The 20,601-nt window shown below is 28.7% G+C and carries 18 protein-coding genes (1 of these 18 cut by a window edge); 17 read left to right on the top strand and 1 reads right to left on the bottom strand.

Annotated features, from left to right (window positions below; genetic code table 11):
* The first annotated feature begins 108 nt into the window (after positions 1–108).
* From ileS to ACYQ1U_RS03035, 13 genes are all read left to right on the top strand, one after another.
* On the top strand, positions 109–2,847 hold the full coding sequence (gene ileS / locus ACYQ1U_RS03095) for an isoleucine--tRNA ligase (protein WP_459884191.1): 2,739 nt from the start codon (positions 109–111) through the stop codon (positions 2,845–2,847).
* On the top strand, positions 2,840–2,998 hold the full coding sequence (locus ACYQ1U_RS03090) for a hypothetical protein (RefSeq protein WP_459884190.1): 159 nt from the start codon (positions 2,840–2,842) through the stop codon (positions 2,996–2,998). The genes ileS and ACYQ1U_RS03090 overlap by 8 nt, the downstream gene beginning before the upstream one ends.
* A complete protein-coding gene (gene gatA / locus ACYQ1U_RS03085; RefSeq protein WP_459884189.1) occupies positions 2,973–4,328 on the top strand; it encodes an Asp-tRNA(Asn)/Glu-tRNA(Gln) amidotransferase subunit GatA in 1,356 nt (451 codons plus the stop codon). The genes ACYQ1U_RS03090 and gatA overlap by 26 nt, the downstream gene beginning before the upstream one ends.
* Positions 4,325–5,773, top strand: a complete 1,449-nt coding sequence (guaB, locus tag ACYQ1U_RS03080) for an IMP dehydrogenase (RefSeq protein WP_459884188.1) — start codon at positions 4,325–4,327, stop codon at positions 5,771–5,773. The genes gatA and guaB overlap by 4 nt, the downstream gene beginning before the upstream one ends.
* Positions 5,774–5,873: 100 nt before the next feature.
* Complete coding sequence (locus ACYQ1U_RS03075) at positions 5,874–6,827, top strand: TAXI family TRAP transporter solute-binding subunit (RefSeq protein WP_459884187.1); 954 nt, start codon at positions 5,874–5,876, stop codon at positions 6,825–6,827.
* Positions 6,828–6,897: 70 nt separating this feature from the next.
* Positions 6,898–9,012, top strand: a complete 2,115-nt coding sequence (locus ACYQ1U_RS03070) for a TRAP transporter permease (protein WP_459884185.1) — start codon at positions 6,898–6,900, stop codon at positions 9,010–9,012.
* A gap of 63 nt (positions 9,013–9,075) precedes the next feature.
* The gene (locus ACYQ1U_RS03065; protein ID WP_459884183.1) at positions 9,076–9,312 is read left to right on the top strand and encodes a PqqD family protein; all 237 of its coding nucleotides are present in this window, start codon (positions 9,076–9,078) and stop codon (positions 9,310–9,312) included.
* Positions 9,309–10,313 carry an ATP-grasp domain-containing protein gene (locus tag ACYQ1U_RS03060; protein ID WP_459884181.1) on the top strand — a complete coding sequence of 335 codons (1,005 nt, stop codon included), beginning with the start codon at positions 9,309–9,311 and terminating at the stop codon, positions 10,311–10,313. The genes ACYQ1U_RS03065 and ACYQ1U_RS03060 overlap by 4 nt, the downstream gene beginning before the upstream one ends.
* Before the next feature lie 9 nt (positions 10,314–10,322).
* Positions 10,323–11,654 carry an alanine racemase gene (locus ACYQ1U_RS03055; protein ID WP_459884179.1) on the top strand — a complete coding sequence of 444 codons (1,332 nt, stop codon included), beginning with the start codon at positions 10,323–10,325 and terminating at the stop codon, positions 11,652–11,654.
* A 1-nt stretch (position 11,655) separates the two neighbouring features.
* Entirely contained in the window at positions 11,656–13,686 is a 2,031-nt protein-coding gene (locus ACYQ1U_RS03050; protein WP_459884177.1) for an urea transporter, read from the top strand.
* Complete coding sequence (locus ACYQ1U_RS03045; protein ID WP_459884175.1) at positions 13,661–14,257, top strand: tetratricopeptide repeat protein; 597 nt, start codon at positions 13,661–13,663, stop codon at positions 14,255–14,257. The genes ACYQ1U_RS03050 and ACYQ1U_RS03045 overlap by 26 nt, the downstream gene beginning before the upstream one ends.
* Positions 14,254–14,838, top strand: coding sequence for a winged helix-turn-helix domain-containing protein (locus ACYQ1U_RS03040; RefSeq protein WP_459884173.1), 585 nt, complete (start codon positions 14,254–14,256; stop codon positions 14,836–14,838). Before ACYQ1U_RS03045 ends, ACYQ1U_RS03040 begins: the two co-directional genes overlap by 4 nt.
* A gap of 2 nt (positions 14,839–14,840) precedes the next feature.
* Complete coding sequence (locus tag ACYQ1U_RS03035; RefSeq protein WP_459884170.1) at positions 14,841–15,662, top strand: hypothetical protein; 822 nt, start codon at positions 14,841–14,843, stop codon at positions 15,660–15,662.
* Here ACYQ1U_RS03035 and ACYQ1U_RS03030 read toward each other — a convergent pair.
* Entirely contained in the window at positions 15,659–16,561 is a 903-nt protein-coding gene (locus tag ACYQ1U_RS03030) for a methylenetetrahydrofolate reductase (RefSeq protein WP_459884167.1), read from the bottom strand. The genes ACYQ1U_RS03035 and ACYQ1U_RS03030 overlap by 4 nt on opposite strands.
* Positions 16,562–16,611: 50 nt before the next feature.
* Here ACYQ1U_RS03030 and ACYQ1U_RS03025 point away from each other — a divergent pair, with 50 nt between their 5' ends.
* The 4 genes from ACYQ1U_RS03025 to ACYQ1U_RS03010 form a co-directional block, all read left to right on the top strand.
* Entirely contained in the window at positions 16,612–17,175 is a 564-nt protein-coding gene (locus ACYQ1U_RS03025; protein WP_459884165.1) for an anthranilate synthase component II, read from the top strand.
* Entirely contained in the window at positions 17,172–18,320 is a 1,149-nt protein-coding gene (locus ACYQ1U_RS03020) for a glycosyltransferase family 39 protein (protein ID WP_459884163.1), read from the top strand. The genes ACYQ1U_RS03025 and ACYQ1U_RS03020 overlap by 4 nt, the downstream gene beginning before the upstream one ends.
* Positions 18,321–18,404: 84 nt before the next feature.
* Complete coding sequence (locus ACYQ1U_RS03015) at positions 18,405–19,769, top strand: ATP citrate lyase citrate-binding domain-containing protein (protein ID WP_459884161.1); 1,365 nt, start codon at positions 18,405–18,407, stop codon at positions 19,767–19,769.
* Positions 19,769–20,601, top strand: partial view of a citrate/2-methylcitrate synthase gene (locus ACYQ1U_RS03010; RefSeq protein ID WP_459884158.1) — the start only. It continues 1,018 nt past the right edge of the window; 833 of the gene's 1,851 nt are visible here — the first part of the coding sequence; its start codon is at positions 19,769–19,771; the stop codon falls past the right edge of the window. Before ACYQ1U_RS03015 ends, ACYQ1U_RS03010 begins: the two co-directional genes overlap by 1 nt.

Raw genomic sequence — 20,601 nt, 5'->3', positions numbered from 1 at the left:
ATAAATTTAGTTTTATAAAACTTTATAAAATTTATTACTTTGCTCTTTTCACTTTACACTTTTAACTTATACTTTTGGTATAATACCTTGCAAAAAAGGAAAACTTCGATGGATTATAAAGAAACTCTCTTGCTCCCAAAAACTACTTTTCCAATGAGAGGAAATTTGCCTGCAAATGAGCCAAAAAGATATCAAAAATGGTTTAGTGAAGATGTTTATGAAAAAATGAAAAAAAATAGAAATGGAAAAGAAAAATTTAATCTTCACGATGGGCCTCCATATGCAAATGGACATATCCATATAGGTCATGCATTAAATAAGATTTTAAAAGATATAATTAATAAGTTTTATTATTTTCAAGGGTTTGATATTAGGTATGTACCGGGTTGGGATTGTCACGGACTTCCAATCGAACAGCAAGTAGAAAAAAAAATAGGTCGTACAAAAAAAGAGAGCTTACCTAAAACAAAGATAAGAGAACTTTGTCGCGAACATGCAGCAAAATTTATAGATATTCAAATGGAAGAGTTCAAATCTCTTGGAGTTATAGGGGATTGGGAAAATCCTTATAAAACTATGGATTTTGAGTTTGAGGCAGATATATACAAAGCATTAGCTGAAATTGCTAAAAAAGGTCTTTTGGTTGAGAGAAGTAAACCTGTGTTTTGGTGTATGCATGATAAAACTGCTCTTGCGGAAGCTGAAGTAGAGTATGAAGATAAAGAAGACTATTCAATTTATGTAGCATTTGACTTAAGTGATAGTGCTAATGCTAAACTTGGTACTCAAAATGCAAAAATAGTAATTTGGACAACTACTCCTTGGACACTTCCAGCAAATATGGGTATAGCGTTAAACCCTGATGAAACGTATGTATTAAGTGAAGATAATAAAATTGTTGCAAAAGAATTGTATGATAGTTTGAAAGAAAATGAAGTTGTAAATGGAAAAATTATTAAAGAATTTTCTGCAAAAGAGCTTGAGAATTTAAAAGCAATTAATCCACTAAATGGTAGAGAATCAATTATTATTTTAGGTGAACACGTAACTATGGATGGTGGTACAGGATGTGTTCATACTGCTCCAGGACATGGTGAAGAAGACTATAGAGTTTGGAGAGCATATGGATTTGAAGAGATTATTCAACCTGTAGATGATGAAGGAAAATATTCTGAAATTATTATCAAAGAAAAATTGTTGCCTAGTGATTTTGTTGGAGTACATATATTTGATGCGAATCCTAAGATTTTAGAACTTTTAGGTGAAAATTTAGTAAGTGTTTTTAGATTTACTCACTCATATCCGCATTGTTGGAGATGTCATAATCCAGTGATATTCCGTGCAACAAAACAATTTTTTATTACAATGGATAAAGAGATAGAAGGAAATACTCTTAGAAATAGAGCACTTAAAGAAATAGAAAATGTTGAGTTCACTCCAGCAAGTGGTAAAAATAGACTTTCATCAATGATTACAAATAGACCTGATTGGTGTATAAGTAGACAAAGAGATTGGGGTGTGCCAATAGCATTTTTTAGAGATAAAAGAATAGGTGAACTTATTATTGATGATGAAATTATTGATCATATTTATAAAATCTTTAAATTAAAAGGTACTGATGCTTGGTATGAAATGAATACTGAGGATCTATTACCTGAATCAAAAAAAGATTTAGCAGAGAATCTAGAAAAAGTTCAAGACATTTTAGATGTTTGGTTTGATAGTGGTTCTACTTGGTTTGCAGTACTCAAAAGTGATAGATATGATGCAGGTGATTATCCAGCAAGTATGTATTTAGAAGGAAGTGATCAACATAGAGGTTGGTTTCAAAGTTCACTTTTAGTTTCAACTGCTGTTAATAATAAAGCTCCTTATAAGTCAATTCTCACCCACGGGTTTACTGTAGATGAAAAGGGTGAGAAGATGAGTAAAAGTAAAGGAAATGTTGTAGCACCAAATGAAGTTGCTAAAAAGTATGGGACAGAAATTTTAAGGCTTTGGGTTGCTACAAGTGATTATAGTTCAGATATTAAGCTTGGCGATAATATTTTAAAGCAGGTATCAGAACAATACAGAAAAATAAGAAACACAATTAGGTTTTTACTTGCAAATGTAAATGATTTAGAAGAGATAAAACTTGATAATCCAAGTATGATTGATAAATGGATTTTAGCTAGAAGTAAAGCAGTTTTTGATGAGGTAGTTTATTTATTTAATAAATATGATTTTTCAAAAGCATTTCAACTTTTAAATCATTTTATTGTAACTGAACTTAGTGCAATTTATCTCGATGTGTGCAAAGATAGATTATATTGTGAAGCAAAAGACTCTTCAAAAAGAAGAAATTCTCAAAGTACAATGGCTATTATTTTAAAAGAACTTTTACCTCTTTTAGCACCAGTGTTAACTTATACAATGGATGAAGCAGTAGAACATGCTCCAAAGGTAATTAAAGAAGATAAACAAGATATTTTTGATTTTGTATATGCACCTTTAACTGCCACTCCTAATCCAATTGATGAAGAGGTACTTGAAATTAGAAGAAGATTTTATGAAATCGTAGATAGACTTAAAAAAGAAAAAATAATAAAAGATACACTTGAACTTGCTATTCAAACAAATTACGATAAATTATTAAAAGATGAAATGAGAGACTTTTTTAATATTAGTTTAATTTGCGATAATATTGAAGGTGAAGAGTTAGGAAAATTTTATGTAGGGGAAGACGATAGATTTATTGTAAAAATTAAAAAATCGCATCTTCATAAGTGCCCTAGATGTTGGAGGTATTTAGCTGAGAGGGAAGGAGAGCTTTGTGATAGATGTGACAAGGTAATTAATGGATAAGCCAATTTCTTTTGGGTTTATTGCTTTAACTGTAGTAGTTTTAATAGGAGGAAGTTTTTTAATTTATTTATGGTTAAAAAGTTTAAAATTAGATACAAAAATAGACTCTGATAAAAAGGATAATAATGATAACATTAAAAGAAGCACTTAATTTACCAAAAGAAGAACTAAAAGAAATCAAAAAAGACATTCAGGCTAAAGCAAAAGAGAAAAAAGAGTTAGGTGGTTATATTGAACAATTTTTAGATAAAGAGTTAAGCGAACTTGGTGATGGAGTACCAGTTGCTATTAAAGATAATATAAATGTAAAAGGGTGGGATATTACATGTAGTAGTAAAATTCTTCAAGGATACAAGGCTCCTTATAATGCTACAGTTATTGAAAAAATGTTAGAAAATGGGCTTAGCGCTTATGGTAGATGCAATATGGATGAATTTGCTATGGGAAGCTCTACTGAAACAAGTTACTATGGTAAAACATTAAATCCACATAATCCAGATAGAGTATCAGGAGGAAGTAGTGGAGGAAGTGCTGCAGTTGTTGGAGCTGGAATAGCTATTGCAGCACTTGGTAGTGATACAGGTGGATCTATTCGTCAGCCCGCAGCATTTTGTGGGGTTGTTGGAATGAAACCAACTTATGGAAGAGTATCAAGGTATGGTCTTGTTGCTTTTTCAAGCAGTCTTGATCAAATTGGTCCTATTACACAAAATGTAGAAGATGCTGCTATTTTATATAATATTATAGCGGGATATGATAAAAAAGATTCAACATCATCGCCTGTTGATTTTAAACCTGTTGAAATTGATACAGACAAAAAGTTAAAAATAGCAGTTATTGATAACTATATTGATGAAGCTGATGAAGATATAAAAAAAGCTATTTTAGATGTAATAAAGGCTCTTGAAAAAGAAGGTCATACAATAATTCATAAAAACTTAATGAATTCAAAATATGATGTTGCTACTTATTATGTAGTAGCGACTGCTGAAGCTAGTTCTAACTTAGCTAGATTTGATGGAATGAGATATGGTAATAGAATAGAAGGTAAAGACTTAAAAGAGACTTACAGACTAACTCGTGCTCAGTTTGGAGAAGAAGTAAAAAGAAGAATAATGCTTGGAACTTTTGTTCTTTCAAGTGGATATTATGATGCATATTATATTAAAGCCCAAAAAGTTAGGCATTTAATAAAAAACGAGTTTGATAAGCTGTTTGCTGAAGCTGATTTAGTTTTAACACCTGTTACACCAACTACTGCATTTGAGTTTGGTAGTAAAAAAGACCCACTTGAAATGTATTTAAGCGATATTTATACAATTAGTGTAAATTTAGCAGGAGTACCTGCAATTTCTTTGTCTATTGGTAGAGACAAAAATAATTTACCTATTGGAGTTCAATTAATTGCTAAGCACTTTGATGAACAAACATTATTTGATGGAGCAAAAATAGTAGAAAACTTAGTAAAGGAATCAAAATGAGAATAAAATATAAAGCTTTAACTTTTGAAGATGTATTATTAGTACCAAAGTATTCAGAAGTACTACCAAAAGAAGTTGATTTAAAAACTAGATTTACTAGAAATGTAACTCTTAATATTCCAATAGTTTCAGCAGCGATGGATACAGTTACAGAATCTCGTGCTGCAATTGCAATTGCAAGACTTGGTGGAATTGGTGTAATTCATAAGAATATGGATATAGCATTTCAAGCAAGAGAAGTGGAAAAAGTTAAAAAAAGCGAAAGTGGTGTTATAATTGACCCAGTAAAAGTATTTCCTGAAGATTCTATTGCAAAAGCAATGGAAATTATGGCAACTTATAAAATTTCAGGGGTGCCAGTTATTGATAAAAATGGGAAACTTGTAGGAATTCTTACAAATAGAGATTTAAGGTTTGAAAAAAATTATAATAAACCAGTACAAGAATTAATGACAAAGATGCCCCTTGTAACAGCAAAAGAAGGTATAACTCTTGAAGAAGCTGAAGATATCTTACATAAACATAAAATTGAAAAACTTCCAATTGTTGATGATGAAGGATATTTAAAAGGACTTATTACTATTAAGGATATTCAAAAGAAAAAAGAGTATCCAAATGCAAATAAAGATAAATATGGAAGACTTCGTGTTGCAGCTGCAATAGGAGTAGGTAATGGAATTGAAAGAGCAGCAGCTCTTGTTGGTGCTGGTGTTGATGTAATTGTTATTGATTCAGCACATGGTCACTCACGTGGGATAATTGATTTAGTTAAAGCTGTTAAAGAGAGATTTGATGTCGATGTGGTTGCAGGAAATGTTGCAACTGCTGAAGCTACAAGAGCTTTGATTGAAGCTGGTGCTGATGCTGTTAAAATTGGTATCGGACCTGGTAGTATTTGTACAACAAGAATTGTAGCAGGTGTAGGGGTACCGCAAATTAGTGCAATTGACGAATGTGCTGCTGAAGCTGCAAAGTATGGTGTACCAGTAATTGCTGATGGTGGAATTAAATATTCAGGAGATATAGCAAAAGCAATAGCCGCTGGTGCTAGTAGTGTAATGATAGGAAGTTTACTTGCAGGTACTGAAGAGTCTCCTGGTGAAACTATTATGTATCAAGGAAGACAATACAAAAGTTATAGAGGTATGGGAAGTATTGGAGCTATGCAAAAGGGAAGTAATGATAGATATTTCCAAGAAGGAACAGCTGCAGATAAGTTAGTTCCTGAAGGAATTGAAGGAATGGTTCCATATAGAGGTAAAATATCTGATGTGGTTCATCAACTTATAGGAGGGCTTAGAGCTTCTATGGGATATTGCGGAGCGAAAGATATAAGGACATTCCAAGAAGTAGCTGAGTTTGTTGAGATTACAAGTGCAGGTCTTAAAGAATCTCATGTTCATGATGTAACTATTACAAAAGAAGCTCCTAATTATCATCAATAACTCTTCTTCCTTTTCTTCATAAATTTTCCTTATAAATTAAAAATTTTTTAATATTTTTATTTTTTTTGTTATAATGTAAGAAAAATAAAAAGGAGTAAGTATGAAAAAGTTTATAATTAGTGCAGTTTCAGCAGCAGTTCTTGCGACAAGTGCATTTGCATATGAATATATTACAATTGGTACAGGTGGAGTTACAGGTGTATATTATCCAACAGGTGGAGCTATTTGTAGAATTATGAATAAAATGAAAAAACAAACTGGTATTAAATGTACAGTTGAATCAACAGGTGGTAGTGTGTATAACATTAATGCTATTAGAAAAGGTGAGCTTGACTTTGGTATTGCTCAATCTGATGTAGTATATCAAGCATATCATGGAGAAGGTAAATTTAAAGGCAAACCATTTAAAGGTGAGAGAGTTGTAATGTCAATTCATCCTGAACTTTTGACACTAGTTGTAAGAAAAGATAGTGGCATTAAAAACTTCTTTGATTTAAAAGGACATAGAATTAATATAGGAAATCCGGGAAGTGGTAATGAAGCTGCTGTTAAAACACTGTTTGATTATTGTAAAATGATGAATTTAAAAGATATTAAAGTTGAACAACTAAAAGCTTCAGAATGTCCAAATGCTTTGAAAGATAAAAAAATTGATGGATATTTTTATATGGTAGGTCATCCTACAGCAAATATTAAAGATGCAGCAAATTCTGTTAAAATTGACTTGATTTCGCTTGATAATGTACCAGCAGCTAAAAAACTTGTAGCTGAGAAGCCTTATTATGCATGGGGTGTAATTCCTGCTGGAATGTATAAAGGTGTAAATCATACAACAAAAACATATGGAGTAAAAGCTATTTTAGTTACAAGTAACAAAATGGATGATAAAACAGTTTATTATCTAACAAAAGCAATTCTTGATAATTTTGATAAATTCAAAAAAATGCACCCAGCTTATAAAAACTTAACTAAAAAAGATTTATTAAAAGGTTTTGATTTAAATATAATGCATCCAGGAGCTAAAAAAGCTTTCCAAGAAGCAGGGCTTCTTTAATCCCTCTTCTTAATTCTTAATTCAATGCTAAGGAATTTTAAATTCTTTAACATTGAATTAAGGAGGAGCTATGAGTATAGATTTAGATGTTGATAAAGAACTAAATAAAAAAATAAATAAAATTGAAAGAGGAGTATTAAAAAAAGGTGAAATAGATAAAGATTTAGAAGAAAAAATTTTAACTGAACTTGAAGGTCAGAGAAATTTTTCATCGAATAGTATCTATTATTGGATTATTGCTATTATTGCATTTAGTTGGTCAGTTTATCAACTATATGTTAGTTACTTTCCAGTTAATTCAACAATCGTAAGAAGTGTTCATTTGTCTTTTGCTATTGTTTTGGCATTTTTAATTTATCCTATTGTTAAAAAACCAAAATTTTTAAAGAGTATTTCTTGGCTAGATTATATTTTAGCTGGTATTGGAGGGCTTGGAGCTGCGTATATAGCTATTGATTATGTTGGGCTTTCAAATAGGCCGGGAGACTATCTTTTTAGGGATATTGCTATTGGAGTAGTGTTTATAATAATTTTGCTTGAAGCTGGAAGAAGAGTTATAGGATTTGCATTAAGTATTGTAGCTATTGTTTTTTTAATGTATGATAAGTTTGGTCAATATTTACCAGAACTTATTTCTCATAAGGGAGCTTCAATTGAAAAAATTATTGCTCAAATGTATTTGACAACTGAAGGTATTTTTGGTGTACCCCTTGGAGTTAGTGCTGGATTTGTGTTTTTATTTGTTTTGTTTGGAAGTTTATTAGAGCGTGCAGGGGCAGGGGAATATTTTATAAAACTAGCTTATGCAATGCTTGGAAAATACTCAGGAGGTCCTGCAAAAGCAAGTGTCGTAGCAAGTGGACTTACAGGAGTTATTAGCGGTAGTTCTACTGCAAATGTAGTAACTACTGGTGTTTTTACAATTCCTCTTATGAAAAAAGCAGGATTTCCAGCAGAAAAAGCTGCAGCTATTGAAGTTGCTGCATCAACTAATGGTCAACTTATGCCTCCAGTAATGGGTGCAGCAGCTTTTATTATTGCTGAGTTTTTAGGTTTAGCATATACTGATGTGATTATTGCTGCAGCAATTCCAGCTATTGTAAGTTATTTAGCTCTTTTTTATATTGTACATCTTGAAGCAAAAAAATTAGGACTTAAAGGAGAAGACCCTAGTAAGTTACCTCCAAAATGGCAAACTTTTATTAGTGGACTTCATTATTTAATTCCTGTAGCTTATTTGATGTATGTGCTAATTGTTCTTAGACAATCAGCTCAAATGGCTGCATTTAGTGCAATATGGCTTTTGATGGTGATTATGATTATACAATATCCTTTTAAAGCATTAGTAATTGAAAAAAGAAGATTAAAAAAAGAAGACTTTTTACAAGGCTTTATTGATGTTTTTTATGGAATGGTAAATGGAGCTAAAAATATGGTTCCAATTGCTCTTGCAACTGCTCTTGCAGGGATTGTTGTAGGAAGTATTACTTTAACAGGAATTGGGCAAGTTTTACTTGATGTTGTAGATACTCTTTCAAATGGAAATATTTTAATTGTTTTATTACTTACAGCAATTATTTCCTTAATTCTTGGAATGGGGCTTCCAACTACAGCAAATTATATAGTAGTTGCTTCTCTTACTGCTCCTGTAATGTTACAATTAGCTCAAGATAATGGTTTTATTATTCCAGCAATTGCAGCACATTTGTTTGTATTTTATTTTGGTATTTTGGCAGATGATACTCCACCTGTCGGAATAGCTGCATATGCAGCAGCTGGTATTGCAAAAGCTGACCCTATAAAAACAGGACTTCAAGGTTTTGCTTATGATATTAGAACTGCAATTCTTCCTTTTATGTTTTTCTTTAATATGGAACTTTTACTTATTAATAGTGTTAATGAATGGGATGTTAATGAATTTACTTTTATAAGTGATCCTATTAAAATTGCTGTTATTTTTATAACTGCAATATTTGGGATGTTTAGCTTCTCTTCAGCTACGCAAGGATATTTTATAAAAAGATGTAATATTATTGAGAGAACTTTATTTTTAATAGCTGTACCTTTCTTTATGCTACCTAATATTATGAGTAGTTACTTACATCTTTCAAATGAATATTTTTCTTATCTTATAGGATTTTCAATTTGGATAATTATTTTCTTTTGGCAAAAATCAAGAAAATAATTCTTCATTTACCTTCTATTTACTTTTCTTTATTATAATTATTAAAACTTTTAAGGAGAGAAAATGCTTATAAATGAAATGGTTATTGATGAAAATGGTATTGCTTTTATACCATCGCTTGGGATAAGTTTTCAAATAAATGAAACAGCAAGAGAAATAATTGGTTTGCTTAAAGAAGGTAAGACAAAAGAAGAAATAGTAAAAATTTTAGCTGAAAAATATGAGCGGGATTTCAAAGAAGTGTATCTTGATGTGGAAGATTTTTTTATTAAATTAAAAGTGTATGGACTTGTAAAATGAAAATAGCATTAAGTGGACTTAATAATACAGACAATCCCGCTCCTGGAATACCAGTTGCTAAAAGTTTAAAAGAGCATAGTTTAATAGGTTTGAGTTATGATCCAAATGAGCCTGGTATTTATCAGGGGTTATTTGAAAAAGTATATTTTATGCCATTTCCTAGTGTTGGATGGGAAGAGACAAAAAAAAGACTTTTAGAGATAAAAGAAAAGAGTAATATTGAAGCAATAATTCCTAATTTAGATGCAGAACTTCCTTTATATATTAAAAATCAAAAAAAATTAAATGAAATGGGAATAAAAACTTTTCTTCCAAGTTTAGAAAATTTTGAAATGAGAGAGAAAAAGAAGTTAACTGAATTTTGCAAAAAACTTAAAGTAAATCATCCGAAAACTATTGAGATTATTTCTCTTGATGATTTAGTAAAAGCTACAAAAGAGATAGGTTTTCCTGTAATGATAAAGGGAAATTATTATAAAGCATATATGGCTTATAATCTTGATGAAGCAATTGAGTATTTTTATAAGATTTCAAATGAGTGGGGATTTCCACTTTTAGTCCAAGAAGTTGTAAGTGGAATTGAAATAAATTATGTAGGTCTTGCTGATGGTGAATTACTTGGAGGTGTGGGCATTAAAAAATTAACAACTACTGACCTTGGAAAAGTTTGGAGTGCAGTTAGTATAAAAAACGATAAACTTTTAAACTTAGCTAAAAAATTTGTTGAAATTACTGGATGGAGAGGAGCTTTTGAGCTTGAAGCGATAGCAAATGGAGATGATATTTATTTAATTGAAATAAATCCTAGATTTCCAGCTTGGGTATATTTTGCTACTTTAGTAGGCGTTAATTTGCCTGAAATGATGGTAAAACTGATGCAAGGAGAAAAGGTTAAAAAACAGCTTGAATATCCATATGAAAAAATGTACGTAAGATATGTAGATGAAATAGTTACTAACTTTTCGACATTCACAACACTTCTTACAAAAAAAGAAATTTAAGGAGATATTATGTATGTAAAACCTACAATTAACAGGGTAGATTTTAATTTGGCAAGTAAATATGGTAGTCCACTAAAATCTCAGAAAATAAAAAGTGACATAGATGGAGTTAGTGTAAAAGAACTAGTTAATGAGTTTGGAAGCCCTCTTTTTGTATTTAGCGAGAGACAAATTGAAGAAAAATACAATGAGTTTAAAGAAGCATTTTCTAGTAGATATCCAGAAGTTAAGTTTTGGTGGAGTTATAAAACAAACTATCTTGATGCTATATGTAAGGTGTTTCATAAATTAGGAAGTAAAGCTGAAGTAGTTAGTGAGTTTGAATATGCTAAAGCTAGACATCTTGGAATTGAAGGTAAAGATATTATTTTTAATGGTCCATATAAGGATAAAGAATCTTTAAAAGTTGCAGTAAAAGAAGGAGCAAAAATTCATATTGACCATTGGTATGAAATAAATGACTTAGAAGAAATAGCAGAGGAACTTGATATTGAAATACCAGTAGCTATTAGATGTAATATGGATACAGGTGTTTATCCTACTTGGAGTAGATTTGGATTTAATATTGATAATAATGAAGCAATGGATGCAGTTAAAAGAATTTTTGAGGGTAAAAAATTAATTCTTACAGGTCTTCATGCTCATATAGGTACTTTTATGTTAAGTGCCGAAGCATATAAAAATGAAACAATTAAACTTATTAAACTTAAAAACCAAGTAGAAGAAGAATTTGGTTTTAATATTGAGTATATAGATATTGGAGGAGGGTTTGCAAGTAAAAATAGATTAAAAGGTATATATCAATCACCAGAAGTAGTTGTACCAAGTGCTGATGAATATGCTGAGGCTGTAACAAATGCAATATATGAAGTAAATAAAGGCAAACTTCCAAAATTATATCTTGAAACAGGTAGAGCATTAATTGATGAAGCTGGTTTTTTATTAACAAGTGTATTTGCTCACAAAAGACTTCCTGATGGTAAGAAAAGTTATATTGTAGATGCAGGAGTTAATTTACTTTATACAGCATTTTGGTATAATTTTGAGATTTTCCTTGATAAAAGATATGAGGGACTAAATGAGCCAAGTCAAATAAATGGACCACTTTGTATGAATATTGATGTTATTAATGAAAATATTATGCTTCCTCCACTTAATAGAGGAAGTATCCTAACTATATGGCCAGTTGGGGCATATAATGTAACACAATGGATGCAGTTTATAAGATATCGTCCTGCAGTGGTATTGATTGATAAAGGAGGAAACCCTCATTTAATTAGAGAAAAAGAGGATTTAAGTGATATAATTCACAAAGAAAAACTACCGGAATATTTAAAGTAAAATGGAAAAAGTAAAAATTCTTTTTAAGCCATTTGCTTCTATTCTCTTTTTAAGAGATTATAGATTAGGTTTTTTTATTTTTTTACTCTCTTTTATTCTTCCAAGTGTAGCAGTACTTGGAATGGTTAGTTTAATTTCTACTATAGTTTTTGCTGAGTTTATTAAAGTAAGAGATGAATATTTAAAATATGGTTTTTATCTATATAACTCTTTACTTGTAGGTATGGGAGTTGGTTATTTTTATGATATTAGCTTTATTACTATTGTAATTACAATTATACTTTCTATTTTTACATTTTTACTTTCATTTGGACTAAATAAGATTTTTTCTTATTGGTATATGCCAATTTTGTCTCTTCCTTTTGCATTTATGAGTATGCTATTTTATTTAGCTAGTCTAAAATATACTACACTTTTAAATAATATAATAAATAAATTTAGTGCTTTTGATATTAATATAGGAATAAATTTGATAAGCTCTTATTTTAAATCTCTTGGTACAATATTTTTCTTACCTTATAATATTGCTGGAATTGTAATTATGTTTATAATGCTTTTTTATTCAAGAATAATGTTTTTTATGAGTGTGATTGGTTTTTTGATAGGGGTTTATTTTCATTCTTTATTTTTTAATGGTTATTCTTCATTTAATTCTCCTTATAATTTTAATTTTATTTTAATTGCTATTGCACTTGGTGGGGTTTTTTTAATCCCAAATATTAAAAATTATCTTTTAGCAATTTTAGGAGTAATGCTAAGTGTTTTAATTATAGATGCTATGGAAGTTTTTTTTAATATGTACTCTTTACCTGTTTATACTATGCCTTTTAATATAGTTGTACTTTTGTTTTTAATGTTATTGTATTGGGTAAATTATGATTATTATAATTTTTATATAAAAGAAACTCCAGAAAAAAGCCTACTATATTTTCTTAGTAATATTTATAGATTTGGAGGTAAAGATATTAAAATATATCTTCCATTTAATGGCAAATGGACAGTTTATCAAGGGTTTAATGGAGAGTGGACTCATAAGGGTAAATGGAAATATGCATATGATTTTGTAATTAAAAAAAATGGAAAAACATATGCGAATGATGGACTTTTTTTAGAAGATTATTATGCTTTTGGCAAACCAGTAATAGCTCCTATTAGTGGATATGTTGTAGCTAAAAGAGATGATTTACCTGATAATTTTATAGGTAGTGTAGATAGAATAAATAATTGGGGCAATTATATTATTATTAAAAGTGATACCGGTTTTTATGTAGAAATTTCACATCTTATGCAAAATTCTATTCCAGTTAAAGTAGGAGATTATGTAAAATATGGAGAAATTATAGGAAGATGCGGTAATAGTGGATATTCACCTGAGCCACATATTCACTTACAAGTCCAAAAATATCCATATCTTGGAAGTGAAACAGTTCCTTTTAAGTTTGTCGAATTTATAAAAGAAGATATGCTTTATTTTTATACATTACCAAAAAAAGATGAAGAAATAGAAAGCTTAGTGGTTGATAGATCAGTACAACTCAAACTTAATTTTATTTTAGACGAAATTTATAAGTATGAAGTTTTTGAAAATCATGAAAAAATTGATGAAGTTGAGTTTAAAGTTGAAATGAATGAAAATGGGGAGTTTTATTTGAGTGATGGAGAAAATAGGCTTTATTTTTATTCGGCTGAGAAGTTTTTTTATTTTTATAAATATGAAGGAAAAAATAGTTATCTTAAAGAGCTTTTCAAATTAACTCCTCGTGTTCCTTTTATAAATAAAAATATATCTTTTGAAGATATATTGCCTATTGATATATTATACTCTGGATTAAAGCTTATTGTAAGTGAGGTTTTAATTTCATTTAATTATAAGCTTTTTGAGAAAAAAAACATATATTCTAAAGAAGCATTAAAAATAAAATCAAAGTTTGGAGAAGTTGTATTTAGTTTCTATGAAAAAGGTTTTGATAAAATAATATTAAAAGAAAAAGTGTTAAGGAGAGTTCGTGAAAAAACTAATAATTTTAGTTAGCATAACATTATTATTTGCTTTTGATTATAAAGATATAAAAAAAATATATTATGAATCTTATAATTATGAAAAAATGGGAGATTTTCAAGATGCTATAAAAGTTTTGATTCCAATATATGAGAAATATCCAAATGGATATACAATTAATTTAAGACTTGCTTGGCTTTTTTATTTAAATAAAAACTATTCAAATGCTATAAAACATTACGATAAAGCAAGTAGAGTTTTGCCTTATTCATTCGAACCAAAACTTGGGCTAATGAGAGTCTATAATACTATTAATAAATATAAAAAAACTTTAGAAATTGGAAATGTACTCTTAAAAAGTGATTATTATAATTATTATGGCAATTATTATTATGCTTATGCATTATTTAGATTGAAAGATTATAAAAACTCTATTGCTGTTTGTAATAAAATGTTAAGTATTTATCCTACTAGCATTTTATTTTTAAATCTTTTAGGAGAAAATTATTGGGAGTTAAAGAATATAAAAAAAGCAAAAGAAATTTTTTCAAATGTTTTAATACTTGATCCAAATAATATAACTGCGAAAAAATATTTACAATGAAAGTATTGATATTTGATTATGAAGATATTTATGAGTTTGAGAAGAAGTTTGTAGATAATTGCGATGATTTTTTTAATGAAGTTTTTAAGAGTAAAATAGATGTTTTAATTATAAATATTGACTTTTTAGAGTGTTTAAAAGAAATTAAAAAATTTTTTAATGGTTATATTATATTTATTTCGAAATTTATTGATGCTTATATTTATAAAAAATCTCTTGAAAATGGAGATTATTGTTATAATTATGATGAAATTTACAAAATTCCTGTTAGGTTGGAATATTTAAAAAGGAAAATTTTAAATATTCGAGGAAGTGTTTATAAGTATAAAAATTTTATTATTAATTTTAATACTAAAGAAGTTTATCAAAATCTAGAGTTAGTTAAATTAACTCCTGCAGAAAAGGATTTATTATTTTTTTTAATAAAAAATAGAAATAGATATGTTTCAAAAGATGAAATAATAGAGAGTAGTGAAATAATAGAGAGTATAGATAGTGTAAAAGTGATTATTTCTTCACTTAGAAAGATTGGTTTTGAAATTATTAATCAAAAAAATTTTGGATATAAATTAAAGGAGTAAAAATGAAGAAATTATTAAGTTTTGCAGCAATAGCAACTTTAGGTTTTGCTTTTAATATAATGCCTTATGGTGCATATTTAAAATATTCTAAAAAATCTTTAAAAGACAATGGCTATGTAGCAGGAATTTATGCAAGTTATTTTAACTCTCCATATAAAATTGAACTTGATCTAGAACAATCTTTAATTAAATATAAAAGTAATGCAAATATGTCAGACTGGAATCAAGGGGACTTAACAATTATTGGGAATTATTATAAAGGATATAATTTAGCTTTTAAAGCGGGTATCCATAATATTTTATCTAAACAAGGGAGTAACAAAGAATATGATAAGGTATTTATTCTTGGAGGAATGTATTATGAGTATCTAAAATTTAATATGGCAGCTGATTTTTATTTAGGTGATTATAGTGGCTTTAATACATATCAATTTTCTCCAAAAATAGGTTTTAATTTTGGTAATTATTATTCTGAGAGCGGATCATTTTACATAGAAGGAAAATATAACTTAATTCATATTACTAATAACAAAACATCACAGTCTAATTACTCAAACTTTGATTTTAAGCTTCAAAATTTTAAAGGACCTTGGACTACTACATTAAATGCAGCAATTGGTAAAAATGCTTATAAAGTTGCTAATGGTGGATTTGTTGTGTATAACCTAGGGGAAGAATATAAATATTCAGCAGGTATTGATGTAAGCTATACTATTGATAAGATTAGCAATATTAAAGTAGGGTATACCGTTGCTAAATTTACTGATAATAATCAAGATGTTTTCTCTAATATTTATACAATATCATATTTAAGAGCTTTTTAAAAAAGCTCTTTTACTATTTCAAACCTATTTGCTGTCATAATATGTATTTTTGGATGTTTTTTTAGTAATTTTTGAAATAAATTTTTACTAAGTTCGAGCCCTACTTTATATTCTTCTTGAGGACCTATTTTATGAGCTTTTATTAATTTTTCTATCCAGTTATCAGGTACATATATACCAGGTACATGAGAGTGAAGAAATTGTGCAGTTTTAAGTCTTGTAATTGGGAAAAAACCAAAAATAATTTCAGATTCTTTTCTTTCATCGTTAAATTCTTTTTTTACATTATTCATAATTTCAAGCATTTTTTCAACAATTTCCATATCATAGACAGGTTGAGTTATTATACCTGTAGCATAGTTTTTGACTTTTTTATAAATTTTTCTCTCAATTGAAGAGAAGTTTTTAGCATATGAATTACTAACAGCAAATGGAGTAATTGGTTTTGGTTTTATTTTAAATTCTTTTCCACTATAGTCCATTCCATTGTTAAAAGCTCTTATTATTTCAAGAAGAAGAACACTACTGCCTTCAACAACTCCTTTTACTTTTGGTTGGTCACTCATACTTGCAGGATCTCCAGTTAGAGCCAATATATTAGTAACTCCTAAATCATTGGCACCAAGTAAATCACTTTGAAGTGCTATTTTATTTCTATCTCTCATACTCATTGTGGCAATTACTGGTTTTTTAAATTTATCTTGGAGTCTGAATGCAGCTATAATGGAATTAAATTTTAATTTACTTAAAGGACAATCAGTTGTAGAAAAGCCATCTATAAAATCCAAAGCATTGCTTTTTTCAATTTTTTCAATCATTAAATCAAGTGTTGGTAGTTTTGGAGGAGTTGTTTCAAGTGTAATTAACTTGTCTTTTAATTTTTCTTTTAAATTAACCATTTTCCATTCTCCATTATTTTGGATAAAATTTTACTAAAAAAAGGCATTAAATGGTATTAATGATAGATAACTATGATAGTTTTACATACAATATTGTTCAGTATTGCCTTGAACTTGGTGCAAATTTAAAAGTTATTAGAAATGATGAAATGAGTATTGAAGAGATTAAAAAGTTAAATCCTGAAAAAATCATTATATCTCCTGGTCCATCAACTCCAAAAGAAGCAGGGATTAGTGTAGATGTGATAAAAAAAGTAAATAGACCAATTCTTGGAGTTTGTCTTGGTCATCAATCTATTGCATATGCTTTTGGGGGTGAGATTATTAGAGCTAAAAATTTGATGCATGGTAAAACTAGTAATATTGAAGTAACTTTAAAAGATGATATTTTTAAAGATTTACCAAATGAATTTAGAGTTACAAGATATCATTCATTAGTAGTAAATCAAAAAAACTTACCAAAAAATATCATACCGACTTCTTTTAGTCTTGATGATAATGAGATTATGTCACTTAGAGTAAAAGACAAACCAATTTATGGTGTTCAGTTTCATCCAGAGTCTATTATGAGTGAGTTTGGAAAAGAAATTATAAATAACTTTTTAAAACTATGAGGCTTTTAATTTTTTTTATTTTTTACTATCTATTTTTATTGTGGTATGGGGTTAATTTTTTATCTTTTTCTATAATTGAGTTTGAAGCATTAGATAAATTTTGGCTCCTTAAAAATATAATTAATTTAAGTATTACTTTTTTTGGAAAAAATGATTTTTCTATTCGTTTACCCCAAATTTTATTTAGTTCTTTAAGTGTAATTCTTTTTTATAATATTTCAAAAAAAATTTTTAATAAAAAGAATGATATCTATGCGGCTGTAATTATTTTTTCTCTTATTCCAGGATTCGTTATTTCTAGTATTATAATTAACAAATCAATATATCTTGTATTTCTTGTTTTATTACTTTTTTATTTGTACATTGAGGGAAAAAAACTTTTCTTTGTGCTGTTGTTTTTATTAATTTTTATAGATTATAGTTTTATTTCATTATATATAGCACTTATTTTTTATGCTATTTATAAAAAAGATAATAAGTTTTTAATATATTCTTTGATATTATTAGCCTTGAATGCAAATTATTTTAATTACACAATTGGTGGTAAGCCCAGAGGGTATTTTTTAGATGTGATTGGTACTTATGTTTTAATATTTTCACCTTTTGTTTTTTTATACTTTTTATATTCATTATATAAGGGTTTTTTTTATAAGAAAGACGTTTTGTTTTTTATATCTGTTACTTCTTTTTTACTTTCTATCCTTTTTTCGTTTAGACAACGAATAAAGATAGATGATTATGCTCCATTTGTGTTACCATATGTTATATTTATGGTAAAAACTTATTTAAATTCATATAGAGTTAGGCTACCAAAATTTAGATTTGGATATAGATTGTTATTTACAACGCTGTTTTCTACTTTAATTTTATTTGATTTAATGCTTTTTTTTAATAAATATACTCCAGCAAGAAATTTAAGTGAGAGTTTTTATTTTATAAAACCTTTAATAAAAGTATTAAAAGTTAATAAAATTAATTATTTAACATGTAATAATCAATATCTATGTAAAGCATTGTATTTTTACGGAGTAAAAAAAGGAAAAGATTATTCTCTATATTACTCTAAAGGTAAAAAAGAAGTTTCAATTTTTCACAAAAATAATAAAATTTTAAGTATTGATGTTTCAAAACTAAACACATTATAAAAAAAATTAATTAAACTAAACAAAAATACTTATAGAAAAAAAGATTAATGTTAAAATTTCTAAAACAAAATTCAAGGAGTATTAATGGCTCAAAAACCGATTCGTGAATATGACGGAAAAAGACTTTTTAAAGAAAATTGGGATAATTATTTTAAAGGGCTTAATTATCCATTTGAAAGTGTACTTGTAAAAAGTGGCGATGAATTAAAACAAAAAGCAAACGAAGCAGGATATGAATGGTTAAAAGAAAAAGCGCTTGTAGCAAAACCAGATATGCTTTTTGGTAAAAGAGGTAAAAATAACTTAGTACTTTTTAAAGTAAACAAACCTGGTGATGTTACACTTGAAGATGCAGCTAAGTGGATTGACGAAAAAAGAAGTGAAAAACAAAAAGTATATTTTAAGTTTGATGGTGATACACCTGCTGGTGAACCTAAAGAAGATTATTTAACATATTTTATAGTTGAACCATTTACACCACATACTGAGGATGAAGAATATTATATTGCAGCAGCTAGCCTTGATGAAAATTATGATGTACTTTATATGTCAGCTCATGGTGGTATGGAAGTTGAAGAAAACTGGGATAAAGTTACAGAAGTAAAAGTTCCAATTGATTCAACTGATGAGGAAATTGAAAAATTAATTAAGGAAAATATCCCAGCAGATATTCCAGAAGATAAAAAAGAAGTTTATGCGAATTTTGCAATTAATTTTTATAAATTCTTTAGAGACTTAAATTTTGCATATCTTGAAATTAACCCTGTTGTAATTGTAGGAAATAATGTATACTTACTTGACCTTGTTGCAAGGCTTGATGACACAGCTGGATTTTTAATGAAAGATAAATGGGGAGATATTGAGTTTCCTACACCATTTGGTATGCCAGAAAAATCTCCGGAAGAGAAAGCTATTGCGGAAGCTGACGCAAAAAGTGGGGCTTCACTTAAATTAACTATACTTAATCCAAAAGGTAGAATTTGGACACTTGTTGCAGGTGGTGGTGCTTCAGTTGTGTATGCTGACACTATTGCAGACCTTGCAGGTGGAGTTGAAGATTTAGCAAACTATGGTGAGTATTCAGGTGGTCCTACAACTGATGAAACAAGATTTTATACTGAAACAGTACTTGATTTAATGACAAGAGAAAAAGACAAAGATGGAAGAGATAAAATTTTAATTATTGGTGGTGCGATTGCAAACTTTACAGATGTAGCAAAAACATTTACTGGTATTATTCAAGCATTTGAAAAATATGCTGATAAAATGAAAGATGTAGGTGTTAGAATTTATGTTAGACGTGGTGGACCAAATTATGAAAAAGGTTTAAGGGATATTAAACTTGCAGCAGATAAACTAGGTCTAAGTATTCAAGTTTACGGACCAGAAACTCATATTACTGATATTGTAAGAATGGCACTTGAAGATGATAAAAAAGGAGCGAACTAATGAGTAATGCATTATTTACAAGGGATACACAAGCGATTTTCTGGAATAATAATAAATCTGCAATTCAAAGAATGCTTGACTATGATTATATTATTCAAAGAGAAAAGCCATCTGTTGCAGCAATTGTTGCTCCAACAAGTTCTAATAAATTTGAAAAATTTTTCTTTGGAACTGATGAGGTAATGATTCCAATTTATAGATCTACAGCTGAAGCTGTAAAAAATCATCCAAATGCTGATGTATTATTAAACTTTGCATCATTCAGAACTGCTTATGATGTAACAAATGAAGCTCTTGATATGGATCAATTTAGAGTAATTATGATAACAGCTGAGGGTATTCCTGAAAGACTTGCAAGACTTATGAATAAAAAAGCAAGAAACAAAGGTGTAACAATTATTGGCCCTGCAACAGTTGGAGCTATTGCTCCTGGTGCATTCAAAGTTGCAAATATTGGTGGTACTATTGAAAATATTGTAAAATCTAAACTTCACAGACCTGGTAGTGCAGGATTAGTTACTAGAAGTGGTGGTTTATTTAATGAATTAAGTAATATAATTTCTCTTAATGCTGATGGAATTGCTGAGGGAGTTGCAATTGGTGGAGACAGATTTGTAGGTTCTACTTTTATAGATCATATGTTAAGAATGGAGAAAAACCCTCAAGTTAAGTATATGATACTTTTAGGTGAAGTTGGTGGTAGAGAAGAATATAAAATTATTGAAGCTATTAAAGAAGGAAAAATTACTAAACCTGTAATTGGTTGGTGTATTGGTACAATTGCTAAACATTTCTCTAGTGGTGTTCAATTTGGTCATGCAGGTGCAAGTGC

The organism is Caminibacter profundus (genome assembly GCF_054657155.1).
Note: the sequence above shows the minus strand (reverse complement) of the source record. Positions and strands in the feature narration are given on the sequence as shown.